Genomic DNA, 22,128 nt, shown 5'->3' on the forward strand with positions numbered 1-22,128 from the left:
ACGATGACTAGCCAGCCGGACCCGGCAAGCTGCTCGGTGGAAGAGAGCCGTGTCGGTGATGTGAGTGTGGTGGCAGTGGCCGGAACGGTCGACATGCTCACCTCACCGAAACTCGAAGAGGGGATCACCGCTGCCGCCAAGAGCTCGCCCTCGGCCATCGTTGTCGATCTGAGTGCCGTGGAATTTCTGGCCTCGGCCGGGATGGGTGTCCTGGTCGCCGCGCAGGAGCAACTGGACGACGCGGTGCGGTTCGCCGTCGTCGCTGATGGACCGGCCACCAGCCGCCCGCTGAAACTGGTGGGGATTGCCGACGTCGTCGACCTGTTCGCGACGCTCGACGAGGCATTGGCCGCACTGAAGACATAACAGCGGCGATAACGGGGTAGCCACAGGTCGACATGACAGACGCAGGCCAGTCAGCTCATTTCACGAAGCATGTCAGGGCCGCGCCGGAAGACGCGGCACAGATACGGCGTGAATTCTCCAGTTGGCTGCGTGCGCATTTCACCCTCGACCCCACCCGGGCCAGCGATGTGGTGCTGGCCGTGAACGAGGCATTGGCCAACGCTGCCGAGTTCGCGTACGTGAACTCGGCGGCGCCCGGGTTGATGCATCTGCGTGCCGATTACGACGGCGACGCGGAGGTTCTCACCGTCACCGTCAGCGATGAGGGCATGTGGCGCATCGCCGAAACCGACCACAAGAACCCGGCCCGCGGTCGCGGTATCCCGTTGATGCGTGCCCTCACCGATCGAGCCGTCATCGACTCGAACCACGCGGGCACAGCGGTGCGCCTGCAGTGGGACAACATCGATCAGAACTGTGGAAGCCGTACCACCTGAACGAAGAACTCGTCGATCTGACGGACCGCGCTCATGAACTGGTCGAGGTCAACGGGTTTGGTGACGTAGGCATTGGCGTGCAGTTTGTAACTGCGGATGATGTCCTCTTCGGCCGACGACGTGGTCAGCACGACGATCGGGATGTGGCACAGGTCGGCGTCGGACTTGATCTTCTCCAGAAGCTGCCTGCCGTCGTACTTCGGCAGGTTGAGATCCAGCAGGATCAGTTCGGGCCGCGGCGCGTCCTTGAAGGCGCCGCGCCGGTACAGAAAGTCCAAGCCTTCCTCACCGTCGCGCGCGACGTGCAAGTTGTTCTTGATCTTGTTGTGCTCGAACGCTTCCCGGGTGATCAGCTCGTCACCGGGGTCGTCTTCGACCAACAGGATGTCGATGGCTCGGCTTTCCGATGAGGTCATTGCGGCTTTCCTTCCAACTGGGCTTCTGAGACACCGTTGGGCACGGTGGTGGGCGTGGCGGGCAACGTGAACATGAACCTGGTACCGCCGGTGTAGGACGTGTCGATCCAGATGGAGCCGCCGTGGTGCTCGACGATCTTCTTACACAGCGCCAGCCCGATGCCCGTGCCGCTGAAGGCATCGCGGCCGTGGAGGCGCTGAAATATGACGAAGACTTTGTCCACGAACTCCTCAGCGATACCGATCCCGTTGTCCGTGACGCTGAATACCCAGTTCTCGTCGAATTCACCGGTGCCGGCGTGGCAGTCGATGACGATGCGGGGCGCCACCCCATCGCGACGGAACTTGACCGCGTTGCCGATCAGGTTCTGCCACACCATCGTCATCAGCGTGGGATCGCCGTCGATCGTCGGGAAAGGCTCGTCCGGACGCTGGATCTCGGTGCCGGACTCGCCGATGGCGGTGGTGAGGTTGCCCAGCGCGGCGTCCAGTGCGGCGTCGAGATCCACCTCGGTATAGGTGGCGCCCAGCCGCCCCACCCGCGAAAAGGTGAGCAGGTCGTTGATCAGCACCTGCATGCGTTTGGCACCGTCTACTGCGAAGCCGATGTACTCGACGCCCCGCTCGTCGAGCTTGTCGCCGTACCGCTTCTCCAGTAACTGGCAGAACGAGGCGACCTTTCGTAACGGCTCCTGAAGGTCGTGCGATGCGACGTAGGCGAACTGCTCGAGTTCGGCGTTGGAGCGGCGCAGTTCCTCGGCCTGCTGATCGAGAGCGGCCTGGACCGATCGTGATGCGTCGAGTTCGTCGACGACCCGTTGGCGCATGTCCTCGACATCGGCGGCGATGGCGCGAATGTCCTTGGGGCCCTTGGGAACGATGCGTTCGGCGAAGTGTCCTTCGGTGATCCTGCGACAGGAGGCCGCGAGCGCGCCCAGCGGCCGGGTGACGGCGCTGCGCACCAGCACAGTCATCAGTACTGCCATGGCGAAGAACGCCAGGATCATCGCGATCACCACGGCGTCGCGCCAGCCCCGGACGTGTCCCAACTCATCGACACTGGCCTGCCTGGCCTGGCTCAGATTGGCGTTCTGGACGTCGAACAACGCACGTAACCGGTCGAATTCAGCCTTTCCGCGATCCGAGGTGCCCGTGTCGACGATCGCCGGACTGCCCACCTCGACGCTGTCGATGAGCGGCTCGGCATAGGTGGACCGCCACGTCGCCGCCCCGTTCTCGATCGTGTCCAGATCGGCCAGCAGATCCGCGTGTCCGGCCAGATAGCCCCGGATCTGCTCGGCGGCAGCCACTTCCGCTCGTTGTCCGTCACCGTAGGGCGCGAGGAACCGTGGGTCTGCGGCGATGGCGTATCCGCGTACGGCCGTCTCCTGGTCCCGCAGCGCCCCCTGCAGCTGGTAGGCAGCCACCCGCGCGGGCTGAATGTCGTCGATCAATTCGCGGGACACCGCGTCGGTTCGGCCGACCAGGGCGATGCCGGCGATCGCGCCGGTGAGGACGATCACGCACATCACCGCCACCAGCAGGTTCTGCCAGCCCTGCACCGAGAGCTTCATGCCGGGGAACGCTCCACCCTGATCAGCGCGATGTCGTCGCTGAGACCGCCGTACGGATGCGCACGGGATTCGACTTCGCCGATCAGCGCACCCACGAATTCACGGCCGGGCAGGTCCGCGACCGACTTGGCCAGTTCGAGCAGGCCTTGTTCGCCGAGACGTTCACCACCCGGGCCGGCGTGCCCCTCGAACAATCCGTCGGTGAGCAAGACAAGACCGTGCCCTTCCGGCAGTTCCAGCGTGTCGACCGGCCACTGGGTGGCGCCCAAGCCGAGTGCCGAACCGGCCGTCGGCTCGACCCATCGCACGTCCTTGTCACCGTGGACGAGCAGGCCGGGATGTCCGGCGCGGACCACGTCGTACCGGCCGCGGTCCGGATCGAGCGCCACACTGAGCAGTGTCGCGAAGATTCCCGGTCCGTGGCGTTCGGTGGTGAGGATGCGGTCGAGTTGACGCATCCGCTCGTTTCCCCGCAGGCCGGCGAATGTCAGTGCACGCCAACCTATCCGTAGAGCCACTCCCAGCGCGGCCTCGTCGGGCCCATGGCCGGCGACGTCGCCCATCATCACGTGAACAGTGCGGTCGGGCGTCTGCACGATGTCGTAGAAATCGCCGCCCAACAACGCCTCCCGCCGGTTCGGCAGAGACTTGGTGACGATCTCGACGCCCGGATCGTCCAGGAGCAACGCGGACGGCAGCAGGCCGCGCTCGAGCCGAGCGTTCTCCCGTTCGCGCAGCCGGCTGGCGTGCAGGTCCACCGCGGTCAACTCGGCCCGCTTGCGCTCGATGGAGTACACCACCGCACGCCGCAGCATCTCCGGATCCACCCGTCCCTTGACGAGGTAGTCCTGGGCGCCCGAGGCCACCGCCGAGACGCCGAAATGCTCGTCGTTCAAACCGGTGAGCACGATGACCGGAACGGCCGGATCCAGCCTGCCCAGCCGGTGCAGCGCATCGATGCCTTGTGCGTCCGGCAGGTTCAGGTCGAGCAGCACGCAGTCGGGACGATCGTCGACCAGCGCCCGCTCGGCAGCCGCCATGGACTGCACCCAGACCAGGTCGATCTCGGCCGTGTCGGCGATGTCGGCGATCTGCTCTTCGACCAACAGGGCATCGCCGCGGTCATCCTCGACCAGCAACAAAGACATTCGTCGGCCCAAGCCCGGGCCGGCAAGGGTGGCAGAGGGATACGGTTGTTCCGCGCGCATGGGATCACGTCCTTCACTCAACTGAGGTCACCCCGGTCGCGCTGACCCTCTGCTTTAGTGACGACGTCGTCGAGAATACCTATGCGTAGGCGTCAATTCTCCGTCGGCCGAATGAACCGGCCTCCGGATCAGGAGGCTCGGGCCTGAGTGCGGAGTTCCAGCCGGCGCAGCACGTCGGCCCCCAACCCCCGCGGGTCCTGACCCGCTGCGGCGGGAATCAGGGTGACACCGTCGGCCACCCCGGCCGCCTCGATATCGGCGATCAGGCCGGTCAGGCCGTCGACGGTGCCGATGTAGCGGACCTCGGCCTGCGGGCCTGCCACCGTCAGGCTGCAGCGGGCCGAGCGGTAATCCCCGGCCACCGCGACGGTGACATCGAGGATCACCGAGACGGCATCGTCCTCGGATTTCAGACCGGAGCGGATCCGGCGGGCCTGGGCCAGGTCGGGCGCCGAGATCCGCGCCGTCGGCCGGTCACCGTCGGTCAGCTCGGTCCAATCCCCTGCTTCCACCACAAATAGGCGCACCCGGGCCACGCTACGCAGCCGGAACCGGACTGCCGATGGTTGCGCTCAGCCGGAATCCAAGGGATTACCGCGCGTCGCGCACCCGGGTTTTGTACAGGCTCGCGGCGGTGGTGATGGCCAGTGTCACCACGATCACGCCGAGACTCGCCAGGGTCGGGATCTCCGGGACGTGCACCGGCTCGCCGCCGTTGATGAACGGCAGCTCGTTCTCGTGCAGCGCATGGAACACCAGCTTCACGCCGATGAAAGCCAGGATGAACGCCAGCCCCTGCGACAGGTAGACGAGCCGCTTGAGCAGGTCACCCAGCAGGAAGTAGAGCTGGCGCAACCCCATCAGGGCGAACACGTTCGCGGTGAACACCAGGTAGGGCTCTTGCGTCAGCCCGTAAATCGCCGGGATCGAGTCCAGCGCGAACAACAGGTCCGTGGTGCCCAGCGCCACGATCACCAGGAACATGGGCGTCATCAGCCGCTGCCCGTTTTCGTGGATCCACAGCCGCAGGCCGTCCCACTTGTCGGTCGTGCGCAGGTGCTTGCGGGCGAACCGCACCACGCCGTTGTCGCCGTCGTCGTCGTGGTCGGTGTCGCGCACCAGGTTGATCGCGGTGTACACCAGGAACGCGCCGAAGATGTAGAACACCCAGGAGAACTGGTTGATGGCCACCGCGCCGAGCGCGATGAAGATGCCGCGGAAGATCAGCGCCAGGATGATGCCGACCAGCAGGGCCTGCTGCTGGTAGATCCTTGGCACCTTGAAGCTGGCCATGATGATCAAGAAGATGAACAGGTTGTCCACCGACAGGCTGTACTCGGTGAGCCACCCGGCGAAGAACTCCAGCCCGAACTGGCTGCCGTGGAAGAACCACACGAACACCCCGAACGCCACCGCCATGCCGATGTAGATCGACAACGCAGTCGCCGTCTCACGCGTGCTGGGTTCGTGGGGGCGTCGCCCGATCACGACGACGTCGAACAGCAGAACGGCGATCGTCACAGCGAGGGTGATGATCCATTCCAGCTGGGTTACCTGCATCGAGAATCCTCCGGTCGTCAAAACGCCGGAGGTCTCTTCCACCGGTCACAGACCGGCCCGCGACACCGATCGGTCATTGACGACCGACGTGATGACGACATCGCAGCGAAAGGAATACTCCCCTCCGTCGACCAGTGTGCCTGACAGACCCCACGAATCGAAATCGCAGCGGCACGCCGGACCGACCCGCCGTGCGCCACTGGGCCGCGACGTCCACGACTTAGTAGTTTGTATGCGTGACAGCCGCCGCCAGTGACTACGAGATTCCGCCTCAGTACGTGCTATCCCCACTGGCCCCCGAACCACGCACCCTCGTCGACATCCTGCACGACACGGCCCGGCGGTTCCCCGACGCGCCCGCCCTCGACGACGGCACCGTCCAGCTCACGTACTCCGAGCTGATCGCCGATGTGACCGACAGCGTGTCCTGGCTCGCGGCGCGCGGCATCGGCCGCGGGGACAAGCTGGGAATCCGGATGCCGTCGGGGAGCTACGCCCTTTACGTGGCGATCCTGTCGGTGCTGGCCTGCGGGGCGGCCTACGTACCGGTGGACGCCGACGATCCCGACGAACGGGCCGAGCTGGTGTTCGGCGAGGCCAACGTGGTCGGCATCATCACCGAGGCCGGCCTGGTCCGCGGGCCGGGGTCGTCGCGCGGCTGGCGGGCCGCGGCGCCACTGGGGCGGGACGACGCCTGGATCATCTTCACCTCGGGCTCGACGGGAACTCCGAAAGGTGTTGCCGTCACCCATCGCAGCGCCGCCGCATTCGTCGACGCCGAAGCCCGGATGTTCTTGCAGGACAGCCCCATCGGGCCCGGCGACCGGGTGCTGGCCGGACTGTCGGTCGCCTTCGACGCATCGTGCGAGGAGATGTGGCTGGCCTGGCGGCACGGCGCGTGCCTGGTGCCCGCCCCGCGGTCACTGGTGCGCAGCGGCATGGACCTGGGCCCATGGCTGGTGAGCCGGGACATCACCGTGGTGTCCACCGTGCCGACGCTGGCGGCGCTGTGGCCTGCCGAGGCGCTGGAAGCGGTGCGGCTGCTGATCTTCGGGGGCGAGGCCTGCCCGCCCGAACTCGCGGCGCGGCTGGCGGTGGACGGCCGCGAGGTGTGGAACACCTACGGCCCCACCGAGGCGACCGTCGTGGCCTGCGCCGCACAACTGGACGGGCAGGGCCCGGTCAGCATCGGTCTGCCGCTGGCCGGCTGGGACCTCGCGGTGGTGAACGGCGAGGGCCTGCCGGTGGCTGTGGGTGAGGTCGGCGAGCTGGTGATCGGCGGCGTGGGGCTGGCCCGCTACCTCGACCCGGAAAAAGACGCCGAGAAGTACGCCCCGATGCCGACGCTGGGCTGGAACCGGGCCTACCGCAGCGGCGACCTGGTGCGGCTGGAGGCCGACGGCCTGTACTTCCAGGGCCGCGCCGACGATCAGGTCAAGGTCGGCGGCCGCCGTATCGAGCTGGGCGAGGTGGACACCGCACTGGTCAACCTGCCCGGCGTCAGTGGCGGCGCGGCCGCCGTGCGCAAGACCGCCAGCGGCACCCCGCTGCTGGTCGGCTATATCGCGAGCACGGACCCCTCGTTCGACCTGGCCGCCGCCCGGACCGCGCTGTCCGAGTCGCTGCCTGCCGCGCTGGTTCCCCGGCTGGTGCTGCTCGACGAACTGCCGACCCGCACCTCGGGCAAGGTGGACCGCAACGCACTGCCGTGGCCGCCGCCGGGAAACCCCGAACAGGATGTCCCCGAACTCGACGGCACCATGGGCTGGCTGGCCGGCTTGTGGCACGACGTGCTCGGCACGCCCGTCGACGGGCCCGAGGCCGACTTCATCGCGCTGGGCGGCGGTTCGCTGTCCGCCGCCCAATTGGTGGCCGCGCTGCGCCGGCGCTATCCGTTGGTGACCGTCGCCGATCTCTACGACCACCCTCGGCTCGGCTCACTGGCCGGTTATCTCGACGAGCTCAAACCGCCGCCGCAGATCCACATCCGCGAGGTCAAACCGACGCCCCTGCTCACCCAGGCCGCACAGGTCGCATTGTCGCTGCCGTTGGCCACCCTCACCGGCATGCAATGGGTGGTCTGGCTGGCGCTGCTGAACAACGTCGCGGCCGTGACGGGCATCGTGCCGTGGGCGCATCCGCTCAGTTGGTGGTGGGTGCTCGCCGGCTTCCTGTTGTTCGTCAGCCCGCTGGGCCGCATGGGCATCGCGGTGCTGTTCGCGCGCATGCTGCTGACCGGCCTGCAGCCCGGCACCTACCGCCGCGGCGGCCTGGTCCACCTGCGGGTATGGATCGCCGAGCGGCTCGCGGACGCCAGCGGCGCCGAGAACCTGGCCGGTGCGCCGTGGATGGTCTACTACGCCCGCGCCCTGGGAAACAGTGTCGGCAAGGGCGTCGACATGCATTCGCCTCCGCCGGTGACCGGCATGCTCAAGATCGGCCATCGCGCCTCGGTAGAACCCGAGGTGGACCTCACCGGGCACTGGATCGACGGAGACCTGTTCCACGTCGGGCCGGTGTCGATCGGCAACGACGCCACGATCGGCGCCCGCACCACACTGCTGCCCGGGGCGACCGTGGGCAAGAACGCCGACGTCGCACCCGGATCGGCCGTGATCGGCAAGGTCAAGAACGGCCAGTTCTGGAAGGGCTCCCCCGCCGTGAAATCCGGCAAGGCCCGCCACCCGTGGCCCGATCACCGGCCGGGCCGCGCTCCGGTGTGGGTCGCGGTGTACGGGGTGTCCTCACTGCTGCTGGCCGGCCTACCGCTGCTGGCACTGGCCGCAGGCCTGGCGGTGATCGTCTGGGCCGTGCACGACACCGCCTCGCCGGCTGACGCCGTGGTGCCCGCGTTGGCCTGGACCCCGGCCGCGGCCGGGGTCGCGATGCTGACCTACGCCGTGCTGACCGTGATCGGCGTGCGCATCCTGTCCGTGCGACTCTCAGAGGGGTATCACCCCGTGCGCAGCCGCGTGGGCTGGCAGCTGTGGACCACCGAGCGCCTGATGGACGCGGCCCGCAACTACCTGTTCCCGATCTACGCCAGCCTGCTCACGCCGTGGTGGCTGCGGCTGCTCGGTGCGAAAGTGGGCAAGGACACCGAGATCTCGACGGCCCTGTTCACCCCGAAGTTCACCGAGGTGCAGGACGGCGCGTTCCTGGCCGACGACACCATGGTGGCCTCCTATGAACTGGGCGGCGGCTGGATCCACGTCGCCAAGGCCACCATCGGTAAGCGCGCCTTCCTCGGCAACTCGGGCATCACCCAACCGGGCCGTAAGGTGCCCGACGACGGCCTGGTGGCGGTGCTGTCGGCGACGCCACACAAGGCCAAGGCCGGCTCCTCGTGGCTGGGCAGCCCACCGGTTCGGTTGCGCCGCAACGCCACTGCGGCAGATGCACTGCGCACGTTCCATCCTTCGACGCGGCTCAAGATCATGCGCGCGGCAGTGGAGACCTGCCGCCTGATCCCGGTGATCGTCACTTTCGCGATCGGCATCGCCGTGTTGGGTGCGCTGCAGGCCGTGACCATGCGGTTCGGTTTCCTCTGGGCGGCACTGACCGGAGGGGTGGTGCTGCTGGTCGCCGGCGTGGTGGCCGGGGCCATCGCGGTGATCGCGAAGTGGTTGGTGGTCGGCCGGATTCGCGCAGTCGAGCATCCGCTGTGGTCGTCGTTCGTGTGGCGCAACGAGGTGTCGGACACCTTCGTCGAGACTGTCGCCGCACCGTGGTTCGCGCGGGCCGCCAGCGGCACCCCGGTGATGAACCTGTGGCTGCGCGGGCTGGGCGCGAGGATCGGCCGCGGTGTGTGGTGTGAAACCTACTGGCTGCCCGAAGCCGATCTGGTGGCACTGGAGACCGCCGCCACCGTGAACCGCGGCTGCGTCGTGCAGACACACCTGTTCCACGACCGCATCATGCGGTTGGACAGCGTCGTCCTCGAAGAAGGTTCGACGCTGGGACCGCACTGCGTGGCGCTGCCGGCGGCTCGGCTGGGTGCCGGCGCCACGGTCGGGCCGGGCTCGCTGGTGATGCGGGGCGACGAGGTACCGCCGTCGACCCGCTGGCAGGGCAACCCGATCGCGCCGTGGAACATGTTCGGCAAGAAGCGTTCCGCCGAGAAGTCCGCCAAGAAGACAGAGACTCCCGCCGCGTGACCCGATCCAAGAAGGCCGCGAAGAAAGCGACGCCCGCACCGGTGATCGATCCGTACCTGCCGCGCAACGGCAATTTCGGGTACCGGGTGTCGCGCTACGAACTCGAGCTCGAGTACAAGGTGGCCATCAACCGATTGGCGGGGACAGCCACCATCACCGCGGTCACCCTGGCCGCGCTGCGCAGCTTCACCCTCGACCTGTCCGACGCCCTTGCGGTGTCGCGTGTTTCGGTGAACGGGCGACGCCCGGCTCAGTACCGATGTTCGGGCGGGAAGTTGTCGATCACCCTGGCCTCGGCGTTGCCGTCCGGGGCCGCGATGACCGTCGTCGTCCGCTACAACGGAACCCCGCGCCCCATCGAAACCTATTGGGGTGAAGTAGGTTTCGAGGAGCTCTCGGACGGCGCACTGGTGGCCGGCCAGCCCAACGGCGCGGCCTCGTGGTTCCCGTGCGACGACCATCCCAGCTCCAAGGCCAGCTACCGGATCCAGATCAGCACCGACAATCCCTACTACGCCCTGGCCAACGGTGAGCTGATCTCGCGCAAGGCGCGCGCCGGGCACACGGTGTGGACCTACGAGCAGGCCGAGCCGACATCGAGTTACCTGATCACCCTGCAGATCGGCCAGTACGAGCGCCAGCGGCTGACGAAGGCGCCGGTACCGATGCACGCCGTCCTGCCCGCCCGGTTACGCCGCGAGTTCGACCACGACTTCGAGCACCAACAGCAGATGATGAAGTTGTTCATCAAGCTGTTCGGCCCGTACCCGTTGGCCAGCGGCTACACCGTGGTGGTCACCGACGACGATCTCGAGATTCCCCTGGAAGCCCAAGGCATCTCGATCTTCGGGGCCAACCACTGCGACGGGCACCGGGGTGCCGAGCGCCTGATCGCCCACGAGCTGGCCCACCAGTGGTTCGGCAACTCGGTGACGGCGCGGCGCTGGCGCGACATCTGGCTGCACGAGGGCTTCGCCTGCTACGCGGAGTGGCTGTGGTCCGAACACAGCGGCGGCCACACCGCGGCGGAGTGGGCCGAGCACTACTACGAGCGGTTGCGCGACAAGCCCCAGGATCTCCTGCTCTCCGATCCCGGACCCGAGGACATGTTCGACGATCGCGTCTACAAGCGCGGCGCACTGACCCTGCACGCGCTACGCACCCTGATCGGTGACCGCAATTTCTTTGCGCTGCTGCGGGATTGGACAGCCCGTCACCGGCACAGCACAGCGTTCACCGACGATTTCACCGGGCTGGCCGCCGGGTACACCGAGGAACCGCTGCAACCCCTGTGGCAGGCCTGGCTCTATTCGAAAGAGCTGCCGGACCTGTGACCGATGCCGGCGGCACTCCCGGGTTCGATGCTCTTCGCGCAAGCGGCTCATCGGCGTTCGATGCTCTTCGCGCAAGCGGCTCATCGGCCACAGGCCCGATCACGCGCAGCAGCGTCGTCCGCGTCGGGCTGGCCACGGCGATCAGCGCACTGTGCGGCTACGCCGTGCTGTACCTGGCCGCGCGTGACCTGGAGCCCGCCGGCTTCTCCGTGTTCAGCGTGTTCTGGGGCGCGTTCGGCCTGGTGACCGGTGCCGCCAACGGTCTGCTGCAGGAAGCCACCCGTGAGGTGCGCTCGTCTCGAAACCGGGATCTCAGCGGTGAGCCCACGACCCGTCCCATGCGGATCGCGGCCATGGTCGGCATCGTCGCGGCCTTGGTGATCGCAGCCAGCTCCCCGCTGTGGAGCCCACACGTGTTCGCCGAGTCCCGGGCACTGAGCGTGGTGCTGCTCAGCGTCGGGCTGGCCGGATTCTGCCTGCACGCCACCCTGCTCGGCATGCTCGCCGGCGTGAACCGCTGGACCGAGTACGGGGCCCTGATGGTCACCGATGCCGGAATCCGGGTGGCCGTCGCGGCAGCGACGTTCGTGCTCGGCTGGGGACTGGCCGGATTCCTGTGGGCCACCGTGGCCGGGGCGGTCGCGTGGTTGATCATGCTGATCGCCGCACCCGCGGCGCGGATGGCCGCCGGGCTGCTCACCTCGGGTAGTCCCGCGACGTTCTTGCGCGGAGCCGCGCACTCGATCGCCGCGGCAGGCGCCAGCGCGATCCTGGTGATGGGATTCCCCGTGCTGCTCAAGGCCACGTCGGGCGATCTGGGTGCGGCCGGCGGTGTGGTGATCCTGGCCGTCACGCTGACCCGGGCACCCCTGCTGGTTCCGCTCACCGCGATGCAGGGCAACCTGATCGCGCACTTCGTCGACCAGCGCGACAAACGGCTACGGGCGCTGCTGGCCCCGGCAGCCGCGGTGGCAGGGCTGGGCGCGGTGGGCGTGGCCGCGGCCGGACTGCTCGGCCCCTGGCTGCTGCGGGTGGGGTTCGGCGACGAGTACCGCGCCGGCGGTCCCCTGCTTGCCTGGCTGACGGCGGCCGCCGTCGCCATCGCAATGCTCACCCTGACCGGCGCCGCGACTGTGGCGGCCGCGCTGCACCGGGCCTACGCGCTGGGCTGGATCATGGCCACGGTCGCGGCGGTGGCGCTGCTGCTGCTTCCGGTGGGACTGGAAACCCGCACCATCGTCGCGCTGCTGTGCGGACCGCTGGTGGGCATCGCGGTTCACCTAGGTGCCCTGGCGCGTGCGAACCTTGCGTGAAACCGAGCGGCTCCGGCCGCGACATCTGGCCGGAGTGTAGTTTGGTGCCCATCGACATGCGCTTTCAGGACGTTTGGATCATCATCCCCGCCTTCAACGAGGCGAGCATCATCGGCGACGTCATCTCCGACGTGCGCTCGGTTTTCCCTAACGTGGTCTGTGTCGACGACGGCAGCCGTGACGGCACCGCCGAGATCGCGTTGCGGGCCGGCGCCTACGTCGTCCCCCATCCGGTGAATCTCGGTCAGGGAGCGGCGATCCAGACCGGCGTCGAATACGCGCGCAGCCGCCCCGGGGCCCGGGTGTTCGCCACCTTCGATGCCGACGGTCAGCATCAGGTCAAGGACGTCATCCGGATGATCGACCGGCTCGACACCGACGCCGCCGATCTCGTGGTGGGCACGCGGTTCGCCAACCCCGACGCCCACGCGGTCACCCACACCCCGCCGCTGAAGCGGATCATTCTGCGTGCCGCGGCATTCCTGAGCCCGCAGAGCCGCGCGCTCGGGCTCACCGATGCGCACAACGGCCTGCGGGTATTCGGCAAGAAGGTGGCCGATGAACTCAACCTCACAATGAGCGGCATGAGCCATGCCGGCGAGTTCATCTCGCTGGCTTACGAAAACCATTGGCGCGTGGTCGAAGAACCGGTCGAGATTCTCTACACCGAATATTCGAAGTCGAAGGGACAACCACTGCTCAACGGGGTGAACATCGTCTTCGACGGCTTGTTACGCAGGAGGCTGTCCCGATGAACTGGATTCAGGCGCTGTTGATCGTCGCGGTGCTGGTGCTGCTGGCGTACCTGCTGGGGTCGCGGCGGAGCGCACGGTCCAAGGCATGGGTGAAGGTCGGTTTCGTGCTGTTCGTCGCCGCCGGCATCTACGCGATCCTGCGCCCGGACGACACCACCGTGGTGGCCAACTGGCTCGGCGTGAAACGTGGCACGGACCTGATGGAGTACATGCTCATCATCGCGTTCGTGTTCGTCACTCTCTCGACATACCTGCGTCTCAAGGACATCGAGTTGCGCTACGCCAGGCTGGCCCGCGCGGTGGCGCTGCAGAACGTGCGGAGCCCCGAGGACGCCTAGCGGCTGAGGAGCGCCGCCAGCGCCGCGATCCTGGACTCTTCCAGCTCGGGCAGCGGCAGTACGCGCCGCACCATGGCGGCGCCGTCGAACGTGTTGATGACAATGGTCAGCAGCACGACGAACACCTCCTCGGGAATCTGATCAGCTCCCGGCGCGCTCTTGGCGGTTTCGTAGATGTTGTCGATGTACTCAGCCAGCACCGTCTGCAGTGGGCCCCGCAGCTTTTCGTCGGTGCGAGCCGCCATCATCAGTTCGTGCCACACGGTGTTCGTGTCACTGCCCGCGATGTCGCGCAGGATCGTCAGCACCGCCGGCAGCGGCGGCTGCTCGGCGGGGATCTGCGCTACAAGCTTGCCGCCCAACTCCAACTGACGGCGCGCCACCTCTTGTGCCGTGGCCGCCATGAAATCACTCATCGTCGGGAAGTGCCGGAACAGCGCACCGTCGGAAACCTTGGCCCGCTTGGCGATCACCGCCGCCGACGCCCGCGCATACCCGACCTCGATGATGGTGTCGATGGCGGCGTCGAGTAGTCGTGCGACAGTTTCCTCGCGGCGCTGCTGCTGGGTTCTGGCCATCTCAGACCGGTGTACGGTCCCGGTGCTCAGCACCGGCCCGGAGGTAGCGGCCCGATTTCACCGACTCGCCGTAGCCGTCGCGGAACTGGCCGTCGCGGAACACCACGGCACCGTTGACGGCCGTCGCCACGACGGCGTCGTCGCTGCGGTTGACCATGCGGCTCAGTCCGCCGTAGAACGCCACCGGCTCCTCGTGATAGGCCTCGACCGTGTCGTTGAGTCCGCCCGGATCGATCACCACGAAATCGGCCCGGTCGCCTTCACGCAGCGTGCCGGCCGGGACACCGAACCAGTCGGCCACCTCGGCGGTCAACCGGTGCACGGCGTGCTCGGTGGTCATGAACCCTCTGCCCGCCAACTGCGCGTCGCGCACCCGCTTGAGCAGCTTCACCGGGTAGTTGTAGAACGCCATATTGCGCAGGTGCGCACCGGCATCCGAGAAACCCATGTGCACCGACGGCTCCTTGGCGAGCTTGTCGAGGTACTTGGGCCGGTCGTTGGCGACGATGGTGGTCCATCTGACGTTCCGTTCCCCATTGTCCACGAGGACGTCGAGGAACGCGTCGAGCGGGTGGATGCCCCGCTCGTCGGCGATCTGGCCGAAGGACTTGCCGATCAGCGTCGCGTCGGGGCATTCGACAATGGTGGCGTCATGAAAATCGCGGTGCCACAAGGTGGGTCCGAGCACCCGCCGGTCGAACGACCTGCGGAACCGGCGGCGGTACTCGGGATCCGCGAGCAGCTTGTTGCGCTCGAATTGATCCTTGAGATGCAGGGCGGCGGTACCGGCACCGAACTCTTCGAAGACCGGCAGATCGATTCCGTCCGAATACAATTCGAACGGCACCGGAAGATGCTGGAAGCGCACCTTGGCACCGAGGACGCGGTTGAGCAGTCGGACGCCTGGCCCCAGCACACGCACTGCACCGGGCGAGGACTTGGCGTCGGCCGAGACCAGCAGGCTCATCCGGACGTCCCGGCGGCGGCCGAACCAGCCGCTGCTCTCCAGGAAGAAGTTCAGTGCCTCATGGATTTTGGCCACGTTCGGCGCGCTCTGCAGCATCCGTCCGCGCTTGCGCAGCACCTTGATCAGGCGCCGGCGCTCACGCCAGGTCGCGAATGTCGACGGCAATGCTCGCGACCGGAACCGGTCTCCGTCGAGCTTGTCGATGGCCGCGTCCATCCCGGACAGGCCGAGCATGCCCGCCATGAGCGCCTCGTCGAGGCGGGCCGCCATGGCTTCCAGTTCGGCGTCGGTCGGAGTGACCCCACGGGTGGTGGCGCGGTCGAGCCCCAGCACCGAGGCGCGCAGATCCGAATGCCCCAGCAGCGAAGCGATATTCGGGCCGAGTGGCAACTCGTCGATGGCTTCGATGTACTCTGCCGGGCCCGTCCATGTGCGGTGCTCTTGCAGGGCGCCCAGCACGAACTGACGCGGGACCGCCTCCACCCGGCTGAACAGGTCGGCAGCGTCCTCGGTGTCGGCGTAGACGGTGGACAGTGAGCACATGCCCAGCAGCACCGTGGTCACCCCGTGGCGCACCGACTCCCGCAGGCCCGGGTCGAGCAGGACCTCGGCGTCGTAGTGCGTGTGGACGTCGACGAAACCGGGCAGCACCCATTTTCCGCCGGCGTTGATGACGTCGGGACAGCCGGTCTCGTCGAGCGGTGTGGCCGACACCGTGGCCACCACCCCGTCGCGGATTCCCAGCGATCGGACTTGCGGCGGGGCGCCGGTGCCGTCGAACCACAGGCCGTTGCGAACGATGACGTCATAGGGCATGGCGCAACGCTAGACGAGAAAGTGAGTACTCACAATCTTTTAGCGAGGATTGGTCCTGAAGAATTCGACCGTCTTGGGGATACCCGCGGCCAGATCCACCTGCGGCCGCCAGCCCAGCACGTCCCGGGCCCGGCTGATGTCGAGCTGGGAACGACGCAGGTCACCGAGCCGCGGCGGGTGCATCTCCGGTTCGTCCGCGGCTCCGACGGCCAGGGCGATCGCGGTGTGCATCTCGCGGGTCGACGTCTCCACCCCGGTACCGACGTTGAACCGCTGGCCACCGCCGGCGGAGCCGGAGGCCTTCACGAACGCGTCCACCACGTCGTCGACGTACACATAATCGCGGGTGTCGCTGCCGTCGCCGAAGATCTTGGTTGGCCGCCCGGCCAGCAGCGCCTGGGCGAAGATCGCCACCACGCCGGCCTCACCGTGCGGGTCCTGACGCGGACCGTAGACATTGGCCGGGGCGATATGTGAGCAATCCAGGTCATAGAGATTGCGGAACATGTTGAAGTACACCTCGCCGGCCACCTTGCTGGCCGCATACGGCGACGCCGGATTCGTCGGCGCGTCTTCGCTCGTCGGATACGACGGCGGAGTCCCGTACACCGACCCACCCGAGGAGGTGTGCACCACCTTGCGTACGCCGGCCTGACGGGCCGCCTCGGCCAGCCGGACCACGCCCACCACATTCACCGTTGAGTCCCGCTGCGGATCGTCCACCGAACGCTTCACCGAAATCTGGGCGGCGAGGTGAAAGATCACCTCAGGCTGGGCCTCCTTGAGCAGGCCCAGCAGATCTGCGTCGACGATGTCGGCCTTGACGAACTCGAAATTGTCGTCGTTCTCGGCGTTGCTGAGGTTCTCTGCCCGCCCCGAGCTCAGGTCATCGAGCCCGACGACGCTGTGCCCGTCTGCCAGCAGCCGGTCGACCAGTGTCGATCCGATGAACCCTGCCGCTCCTGTCACCAGTGTTCGCACCGGCTCACCATACCGACGGCCGCCGGCGCCCCGCTGGGTCCGTACAGTCGGCAAGAGTGAACAAGGTCGCCCGCACAGCCGCTGCGCTGATCGCGCTGCATCTGGCGGTCCGGGCGATACTGGCCTTCGGCGGCTATTTCTACTGGGACGATCTGATCCTGATCGGCCGGGCCGGAACCCAGGATCTGCTGTCGCCGTCCTTCCTGTTCGACGACCACGACGGGCACGTGATGCCCGCGGCGTTCCTGGTGTCGGGCGCGATCACCCGCCTGGCACCGTTCTCCTGGGTACTGGCCGCGGTGAGCCTGGTGGTGATGCAGTTGCTGGCCTCGCTGGCGTTGCTGCGGGCCCTGTGGGTGATCCTCGGCTGGCGGCCGGTGCTGCTGGTGCCGCTGACCTTTGCGCTTTTCACCCCCCTGGCCCTACCCGGATTCGCGTGGTGGGCCGCGGCGCTGAACACGCTCCCGATGCAGGCCGCGCTGGCCTGGGTGGTTGGTGAGGCAGTGCTGCTCGTGCGCACGGGTAATCCCCGACACGCGGTTGTCGGTGTGCTCGTCTTTTTGGGCGGGCTGTTGTTCTTCGAGAAGGCCGCCGTGATTCCCTTCGTCGCGTTCGCGGTGGTGGCGCTGCTCGGATACGTGACAGGGACTTTTGGCGTGCGCGAGGTGTGGCGTCGCGGTCTTCGGCTGTGGGTCGGGTGTCTGGCCCTGACGGTGGCCTGGATCGGGGTGTACCTCGTCGTCGTCGATCAAAAGCGGTGGAGCTTCGACCTGGCGATGACCGGCGACCTGCTCAGCCGATCGTTCACCCACGGCATCGTGCCGGGGCTGGTCGGCGGCCCGTGGTCCTGGCAGCGCTGGGCCCCCGCCTCGCCGTGGGCCACACCTCCGCTCTCCGTGATGGTGCTGGGCTGGATCGCGCTTGCCGTCGCCATCGCGGTGGTGCTGGCGCGCAAGACCCGCATCTGGCCGGTGCTCATCGTGGCTCTGGGCTACGCGGTGGCGTGCCAGATCCCGATCTATCTGATGCGCTCGTCTCGGTTCACCGCGCTGGAGCTGGCACAGACGCTGCGCTACTTGCCGGATCTGGCGGTGGTACTGGCCCTGTTGGCGGCCGTGGGATTCTGTGCGCCGAACCGGGAATCATCTCGCCTGCTTTCGGCATCCCGGGCACGCACTGCCGTATGTGTCAGCGTGGCAGCGCTTTTCGTGGCCAGCAGCCTGTATTCGACGTTCACCTTCCTGAAGGTGTGGCAGGACAATCCCGTGCCCACCTACCTCAACAATGCCCGCGCATCGTTGGCATCCACCTCGTCGGCCGCGCCACTACTGGATCAAGAGGTCGATCCGCTGATCCTGCAGCGGGTGGCCGCGCCCGAGAACCTGGCCAGCCACATGTTCGCCCTGGCCAGGCCGCGGCCTGAGTTCGCCTCGGCCACAACCGATCTACGCATGTTCGACCGGACCGGCACGTTGGTCGACGCCAAGGTGACCTGGGTGCGCACCATCGTCGCAGGCCCCGCGCCGAAATGCGGATTCCTGGTGCAGCCCGACGAGCCCGTCGTCATGCCACTCGACGGGCCACTGCTGCCGGCCGACTGGACCGCCGAGATCAACTACCTCGCCAACAGCGACGGCTCCTTGATCATGGCCCTGGCCGAAGGACCCGAGGTGAAGGTGCCGGTGCGGCCCGGGCTCAACCGGGTTTTCGTCAGACTGCCCGGGGCCGGGCAGTCGATCGCGGTACGCGCCAATACCGCTGCGCTGTCGGTGTGCATCTCCCCCGGGCCCGTCGGATTCCTGGCACCGAGCTAGGTAAACCACTGGGATACTGAGGGGCAACTGCCGGGATCCTGTCGAGGGGGACGTTCTGTGAGCGCGCTTGATGGCTTCTATTCGACGTGGTCGAAAGCGCGGGCCACCTTCGGAGAAGGCACTCCGAGCGACGGCAGCCATTACGACGGCAGCAGCTCCCAGTTGCTGCGGATGAAGGGCATGATCGAGTCCGCCGCGCCGGACGACCGCTGGCAGGGCAAAGGGTCTGAGGCCTACGCCGCGGCGAACAAGGAACACGCCGGCGTCTACGAGAAGCTCGCTGAGCTCGACAAGAAGATGGCCGCCGAGGTCACCAACGCCGCCAACGTCGTGACCAGCGGGCGTAATCAACTCAACGCCACGAAGTCCTGGGTCGACAGCATGGTCGCCTCGCTACCGGCGACCAGCGCCCAGGACCGCGAGAACAAGCTGATCCCGATCGCCAATCAAGGCATCAGCCAGGTCAATACCACGGTCCAGAACGCCAACCGGGACATGTTCGCGATCGGTACCCGCGTGACCGGGATCAAGGGCGAGTACGACGGGCTGACGAACCAGAAGTTCGGGCGGGGCGAGGAGGAGGGCAACTCCCAGCAGGAAAAGCCCGACGATGACAAGAAAGCCGACGGTAAACCAGCCGAACCTGGCTCGAATCCAGGTGAGCCTGGCGGACCAGAGTTTGTCATCGGACCACCTACGAAACCCGATATCCCATGGGACGAAGACTTTGACTACAACTCCGCCGAACCCGGTTTGCAGGATTATCTGAAGCGGGCCGAATGGGAGGCAAAGCTCGCAGGCGGGAGGCTACTGCGGGGAGATCTCGATGACGCCACCCAGATGTACCGGCACTATTGGGATAACGACGGCAAGCCAATCGAATTCGACTACGAGGAAGCCTACCGTGAGGATCCAGGCATCCGCGCCAACGTGGATGATCAGGTCAGCCGAGCACAGCGCGGAGCCGAGGAACTGATCAGGGCAGGCAACACGTCGTTCTCGATGACCGGCGATCCGAATCCGACCAAGAACTATCCCACCACAGAAAACTGGCAGAAAGCGGTTGGCGGATACCAACAGTGGAGCAGCGCGGACGTCAAGGTCGAAGGCAACAAAGTCACGATGACTGTGACAGTGCACGCCGAGGACCACTACAACTTCAATCGAGGCCAATCAGACATCGGCACCGGAGCCTCCGACAACGAGAACGGTAGATTCACCGAACTGGGATGGGCCAGACCGTTCGACTCCCACGGGGAAGTCACCCGGACCGTCACCTGGGAATTGGGCAGTGCCCCAAGTGCTGACCAAGGGACCCAACCTCAATTCAATCCCGGACGCGAGGATCGTGCGGACGGCAGAGGTAGCCCAGGCGGCGTAAGACCGCCCGACAACAATCGCAACACCGGAGGAGTGACACTGCCGTGACGAATTTCCCTGGGGCGAGCAGGATAAGCGCAGTGACCTTGTCGCTGACTTTGGCCGTTGTCGCACTTTCAGCGTGTTCCCCCAGTTCGCATGATGGGCAACAGATGGAGAGAACCGTGACCGCTCCCGCCGCCAAAACCACGTCCAATCCCGTCCGGCATGAGCTAGAACCGCTGACCAAACGTTTCCCCGCGCTCGGGTCACCCGTCGCCGCAGCGTGGGTCAGCGGAGACATGGGTGATCCGGATGTTCCTGGGCCATCGTTGTACTGGATCGACAGCATCGTCGAGCTGACTCCGTCAGTCGCGGAGGATCTGAAGACGCGATACCGGCCGATACCGACTACAAACCAGCCCGACGTATGGGAAACGCTGAGGGCAGATCTGCCACACGGCGGGTTCCTTGCTAGCGACCAGCTCGACGTGGCATTCACCAGCACAAGAATCAAGTCAAAGGTGTACCTGGCTGCAGACGCGCCAGTTGTCGTCATCACCGCAACTGGAGAGTAGACAACCACCTATCGCCGAGGTGGTGGCAAGGCATCAGCAGAGAGGATCGGCGATCTGCCGCCTATCTCGACAGCGGTCGAGCACGCGCGCAATGCCATCGATCGATGTCTGATTCGCAGCGTCGAACCGCCTAGGCACGACGCTGCAGTCGCCGCCTCACGGTCCCACCAGTGCCAGGGGAATCACAGCCACGCCATCCGGGCGCCGATATGCGAACTGCCCGGTGTTCACCACGATCCGGTCCACCAACCGATCACCGATCTGACTCTTGAGCCAGTTGAGATGGCGTACGTCTTTGTCGTCGACTGTTGCCGCCAGCTTCACTTCGATCGCGATCACCCTCATCCCCGGCCCTTCAACGATCAGGTCGATCTCGTGGTCCCCGTTCTGAGTGCGCAGGTGACCCACAGTCGCCTCAGCAGCCTCCGCGTAGACTCGGATCGACTGTGCGACAAGGGATTCGAATAGTGATCCGAGCCAAGTGCCCGCAGGCCCCGGAGCGGTGGCCCCGCCGAGCAACGCGTCGACGTCGACGCCGGCCATTGCGGCGGCGAGTGCTGGATCTACAAGGTGATGCTTGGGCGTCTTCGTCAGCCGCTTGAGCGGAGTGAACGACGGCATCCACGGACTGACCGGATCGAGGATGAACAGTCGTTGCAGATGCTCTCGGTACTGCGCGACGGTCTGCCTGGCAGGCTTGTCAGACTCGCCTGGAGTGGCCGAGTCGAGGATCACGCTGTACGCGGCGTCCGTTGACGTCGCTGCCCCATATGCCGCGAGCCAAGCCCGGAGCGCGGCAGGTTGGCGCACCGCCATCCCATTGTCGGGGAGCTCGCGCTCAACGATCCGGCTCAAGTATCCGTTTAGTTGCGCTCGGCGGACTCGCGGAGGCAGATCTCGGATCCCCGGAAATCCGGAGCGGACGACCTCCTCGGCGTAGTCGGGCAGCGCGACGTCCGTCTGCCCCTCAACCGGCGTCTGGCTGCCGGTCAGAAGCGCACGCAGCGACACCGCAGGGCTGGTCAACCCACGTTCAGACAGGGACATTGGCCGCATGACCAAGCTGAGGATGCGGCCCGCACCGGAATGAATTCTGGCGCTCGCCGACGCCTGCGCCGATCCAGTCAGCAGAAATTTTCCGCCTTCAGATGACTGATCGACGCCGCGGCGAACTCGGTCCCATACCGACGGGAGTAGCTGCCACTCATCGATGAGAACCGGCGGGTCCAGCCGGTCAATAAGTCCGAGATCAGCTGCCAGTACAGATCGTTGCGAATCGTCATCCAAATTCAACGTCGACTTGGCACGCTGGGCCGCAGTCGCCGTCTTCCCCACTCCTTTGGCACCCTCGAGCGCGATTGCGCCTGCATGCGGGAAAAGGTCATCAAGAACCTGGTCAACTACCCGCGGCCGATACCCCACGGACTCAATCTAACAAATCGCAGCACCTCTAACTAACAAATCGCAGGATATCTACCTAACAGATCGCATCAACTGGTGCCGGACCTCAGAGCCAGCATCAGCGCACCCGTCGCCAT

The 22,128-nt window shown here is 66.5% G+C and carries 19 protein-coding genes; 10 read left to right on the forward strand and 9 right to left on the reverse strand.

Annotated features, from left to right (window positions below):
• Nucleotides 1-3 precede the first annotated feature (3 nt).
• Both H977_RS0113460 and H977_RS0113465 read left to right on the forward strand, forming a co-directional pair.
• On the forward strand, nt 4-366 hold the full coding sequence (locus tag H977_RS0113460; protein ID WP_029108369.1) for an STAS domain-containing protein: 363 nt from the start codon (nt 4-6) through the stop codon (nt 364-366).
• A gap of 32 nt (nt 367-398) precedes the next feature.
• Nucleotides 399-842: an ATP-binding protein gene (locus tag H977_RS0113465; protein WP_029108370.1), complete on the forward strand. Its 444-nt coding sequence runs from the start codon at nt 399-401 to the stop codon at nt 840-842.
• Here H977_RS0113465 and H977_RS0113470 read toward each other — a convergent pair.
• The 5 genes from H977_RS0113470 to H977_RS0113490 form a co-directional block, all read right to left on the reverse strand.
• Complete coding sequence (locus H977_RS0113470; RefSeq protein ID WP_029108371.1) at nt 815-1,258, reverse strand: response regulator; 444 nt, start codon at nt 1,256-1,258, stop codon at nt 815-817. The genes H977_RS0113465 and H977_RS0113470 overlap by 28 nt on opposite strands.
• On the reverse strand, nt 1,255-2,832 hold the full coding sequence (locus tag H977_RS0113475) for a sensor histidine kinase (RefSeq protein WP_029108372.1): 1,578 nt from the start codon (nt 2,830-2,832) through the stop codon (nt 1,255-1,257). Before H977_RS0113475 ends, H977_RS0113470 begins: the two co-directional genes overlap by 4 nt.
• Nucleotides 2,829-4,040, reverse strand: coding sequence for a PP2C family protein-serine/threonine phosphatase (locus H977_RS0113480; RefSeq protein WP_029108373.1), 1,212 nt, complete (start codon nt 4,038-4,040; stop codon nt 2,829-2,831). Before H977_RS0113480 ends, H977_RS0113475 begins: the two co-directional genes overlap by 4 nt.
• Nucleotides 4,041-4,168: 128 nt before the next feature.
• Nucleotides 4,169-4,576, reverse strand: coding sequence for a hypothetical protein (locus tag H977_RS0113485; RefSeq protein ID WP_029108374.1), 408 nt, complete (start codon nt 4,574-4,576; stop codon nt 4,169-4,171).
• Between the two features lie 55 nt (nt 4,577-4,631).
• Nucleotides 4,632-5,600: a TerC family protein gene (locus tag H977_RS0113490; RefSeq protein WP_029108375.1), complete on the reverse strand. Its 969-nt coding sequence runs from the start codon at nt 5,598-5,600 to the stop codon at nt 4,632-4,634.
• Between the two features lie 236 nt (nt 5,601-5,836).
• On the opposite strand from H977_RS0113490, the gene H977_RS0113495 reads away from it, so the two are divergent.
• The 5 genes from H977_RS0113495 (at nt 5,837) to H977_RS0113515 (ending at nt 13,497) form a co-directional block, all read left to right on the forward strand.
• Nucleotides 5,837-9,757, forward strand: a complete 3,921-nt coding sequence (locus tag H977_RS0113495) for a Pls/PosA family non-ribosomal peptide synthetase (RefSeq protein ID WP_029108376.1) — start codon at nt 5,837-5,839, stop codon at nt 9,755-9,757.
• Nucleotides 9,754-11,091, forward strand: a complete 1,338-nt coding sequence (locus H977_RS0113500) for a M1 family metallopeptidase (RefSeq protein ID WP_029108377.1) — start codon at nt 9,754-9,756, stop codon at nt 11,089-11,091. The genes H977_RS0113495 and H977_RS0113500 overlap by 4 nt, the downstream gene beginning before the upstream one ends.
• Nucleotides 11,092-11,189: 98 nt before the next feature.
• A complete protein-coding gene (locus H977_RS0113505; RefSeq protein ID WP_029108378.1) occupies nt 11,190-12,404 on the forward strand; it encodes an MATE family efflux transporter in 1,215 nt (404 codons plus the stop codon).
• A 56-nt stretch (nt 12,405-12,460) separates the two neighbouring features.
• Entirely contained in the window at nt 12,461-13,159 is a 699-nt protein-coding gene (ppgS, locus tag H977_RS0113510; protein WP_029108379.1) for a polyprenyl-phospho-N-acetylgalactosaminyl synthase PpgS, read from the forward strand.
• Nucleotides 13,156-13,497, forward strand: coding sequence for a DUF2304 domain-containing protein (locus H977_RS0113515; RefSeq protein WP_029108380.1), 342 nt, complete (start codon nt 13,156-13,158; stop codon nt 13,495-13,497). Before ppgS ends, H977_RS0113515 begins: the two co-directional genes overlap by 4 nt.
• Here H977_RS0113515 and H977_RS0113520 read toward each other — a convergent pair.
• From H977_RS0113520 to H977_RS0113530, 3 genes are read right to left on the reverse strand one after another with little or no spacing between them, the layout of a single operon-like run.
• Nucleotides 13,494-14,075 carry a TetR/AcrR family transcriptional regulator gene (locus H977_RS0113520; RefSeq protein WP_029108381.1) on the reverse strand — a complete coding sequence of 194 codons (582 nt, stop codon included), beginning with the start codon at nt 14,073-14,075 and terminating at the stop codon, nt 13,494-13,496. The genes H977_RS0113515 and H977_RS0113520 overlap by 4 nt on opposite strands.
• A gap of 1 nt (nt 14,076) precedes the next feature.
• Nucleotides 14,077-15,858 (reverse strand): N-acyl-D-amino-acid deacylase family protein, encoded by a 1,782-nt coding sequence (locus H977_RS0113525; RefSeq protein ID WP_029108382.1) that lies wholly within the window; start codon nt 15,856-15,858, stop codon nt 14,077-14,079.
• Between the two features lie 39 nt (nt 15,859-15,897).
• Nucleotides 15,898-16,839, reverse strand: coding sequence for a GDP-mannose 4,6-dehydratase (locus tag H977_RS0113530; RefSeq protein WP_029108383.1), 942 nt, complete (start codon nt 16,837-16,839; stop codon nt 15,898-15,900).
• A gap of 56 nt (nt 16,840-16,895) precedes the next feature.
• Here H977_RS0113530 and H977_RS0113535 point away from each other — a divergent pair, with 56 nt between their 5' ends.
• From H977_RS0113535 to H977_RS0113550, 3 genes are all read left to right on the forward strand, one after another.
• Nucleotides 16,896-18,653: a hypothetical protein gene (locus H977_RS0113535; protein ID WP_029108384.1), complete on the forward strand. Its 1,758-nt coding sequence runs from the start codon at nt 16,896-16,898 to the stop codon at nt 18,651-18,653.
• A 57-nt stretch (nt 18,654-18,710) separates the two neighbouring features.
• Nucleotides 18,711-20,081 (forward strand): EspA/EspE family type VII secretion system effector, encoded by a 1,371-nt coding sequence (locus H977_RS35615; RefSeq protein WP_196808235.1) that lies wholly within the window; start codon nt 18,711-18,713, stop codon nt 20,079-20,081.
• Nucleotides 20,082-20,197: 116 nt separating this feature from the next.
• Nucleotides 20,198-20,590 carry a hypothetical protein gene (locus H977_RS0113550; protein ID WP_155946631.1) on the forward strand — a complete coding sequence of 131 codons (393 nt, stop codon included), beginning with the start codon at nt 20,198-20,200 and terminating at the stop codon, nt 20,588-20,590.
• A 156-nt stretch (nt 20,591-20,746) separates the two neighbouring features.
• On the opposite strand, the gene H977_RS0113555 is transcribed toward H977_RS0113550, so the two are convergent.
• Nucleotides 20,747-22,012, reverse strand: a complete 1,266-nt coding sequence (locus H977_RS0113555; protein ID WP_029108386.1) for an ATP-binding protein — start codon at nt 22,010-22,012, stop codon at nt 20,747-20,749.
• Between the last annotated feature and the right edge of the window lie 116 nt (nt 22,013-22,128).

The organism is Mycobacterium sp. URHD0025 (assembly GCF_000426065.1).
GTDB lineage: Bacteria > Actinomycetota > Actinomycetes > Mycobacteriales > Mycobacteriaceae > Mycobacterium.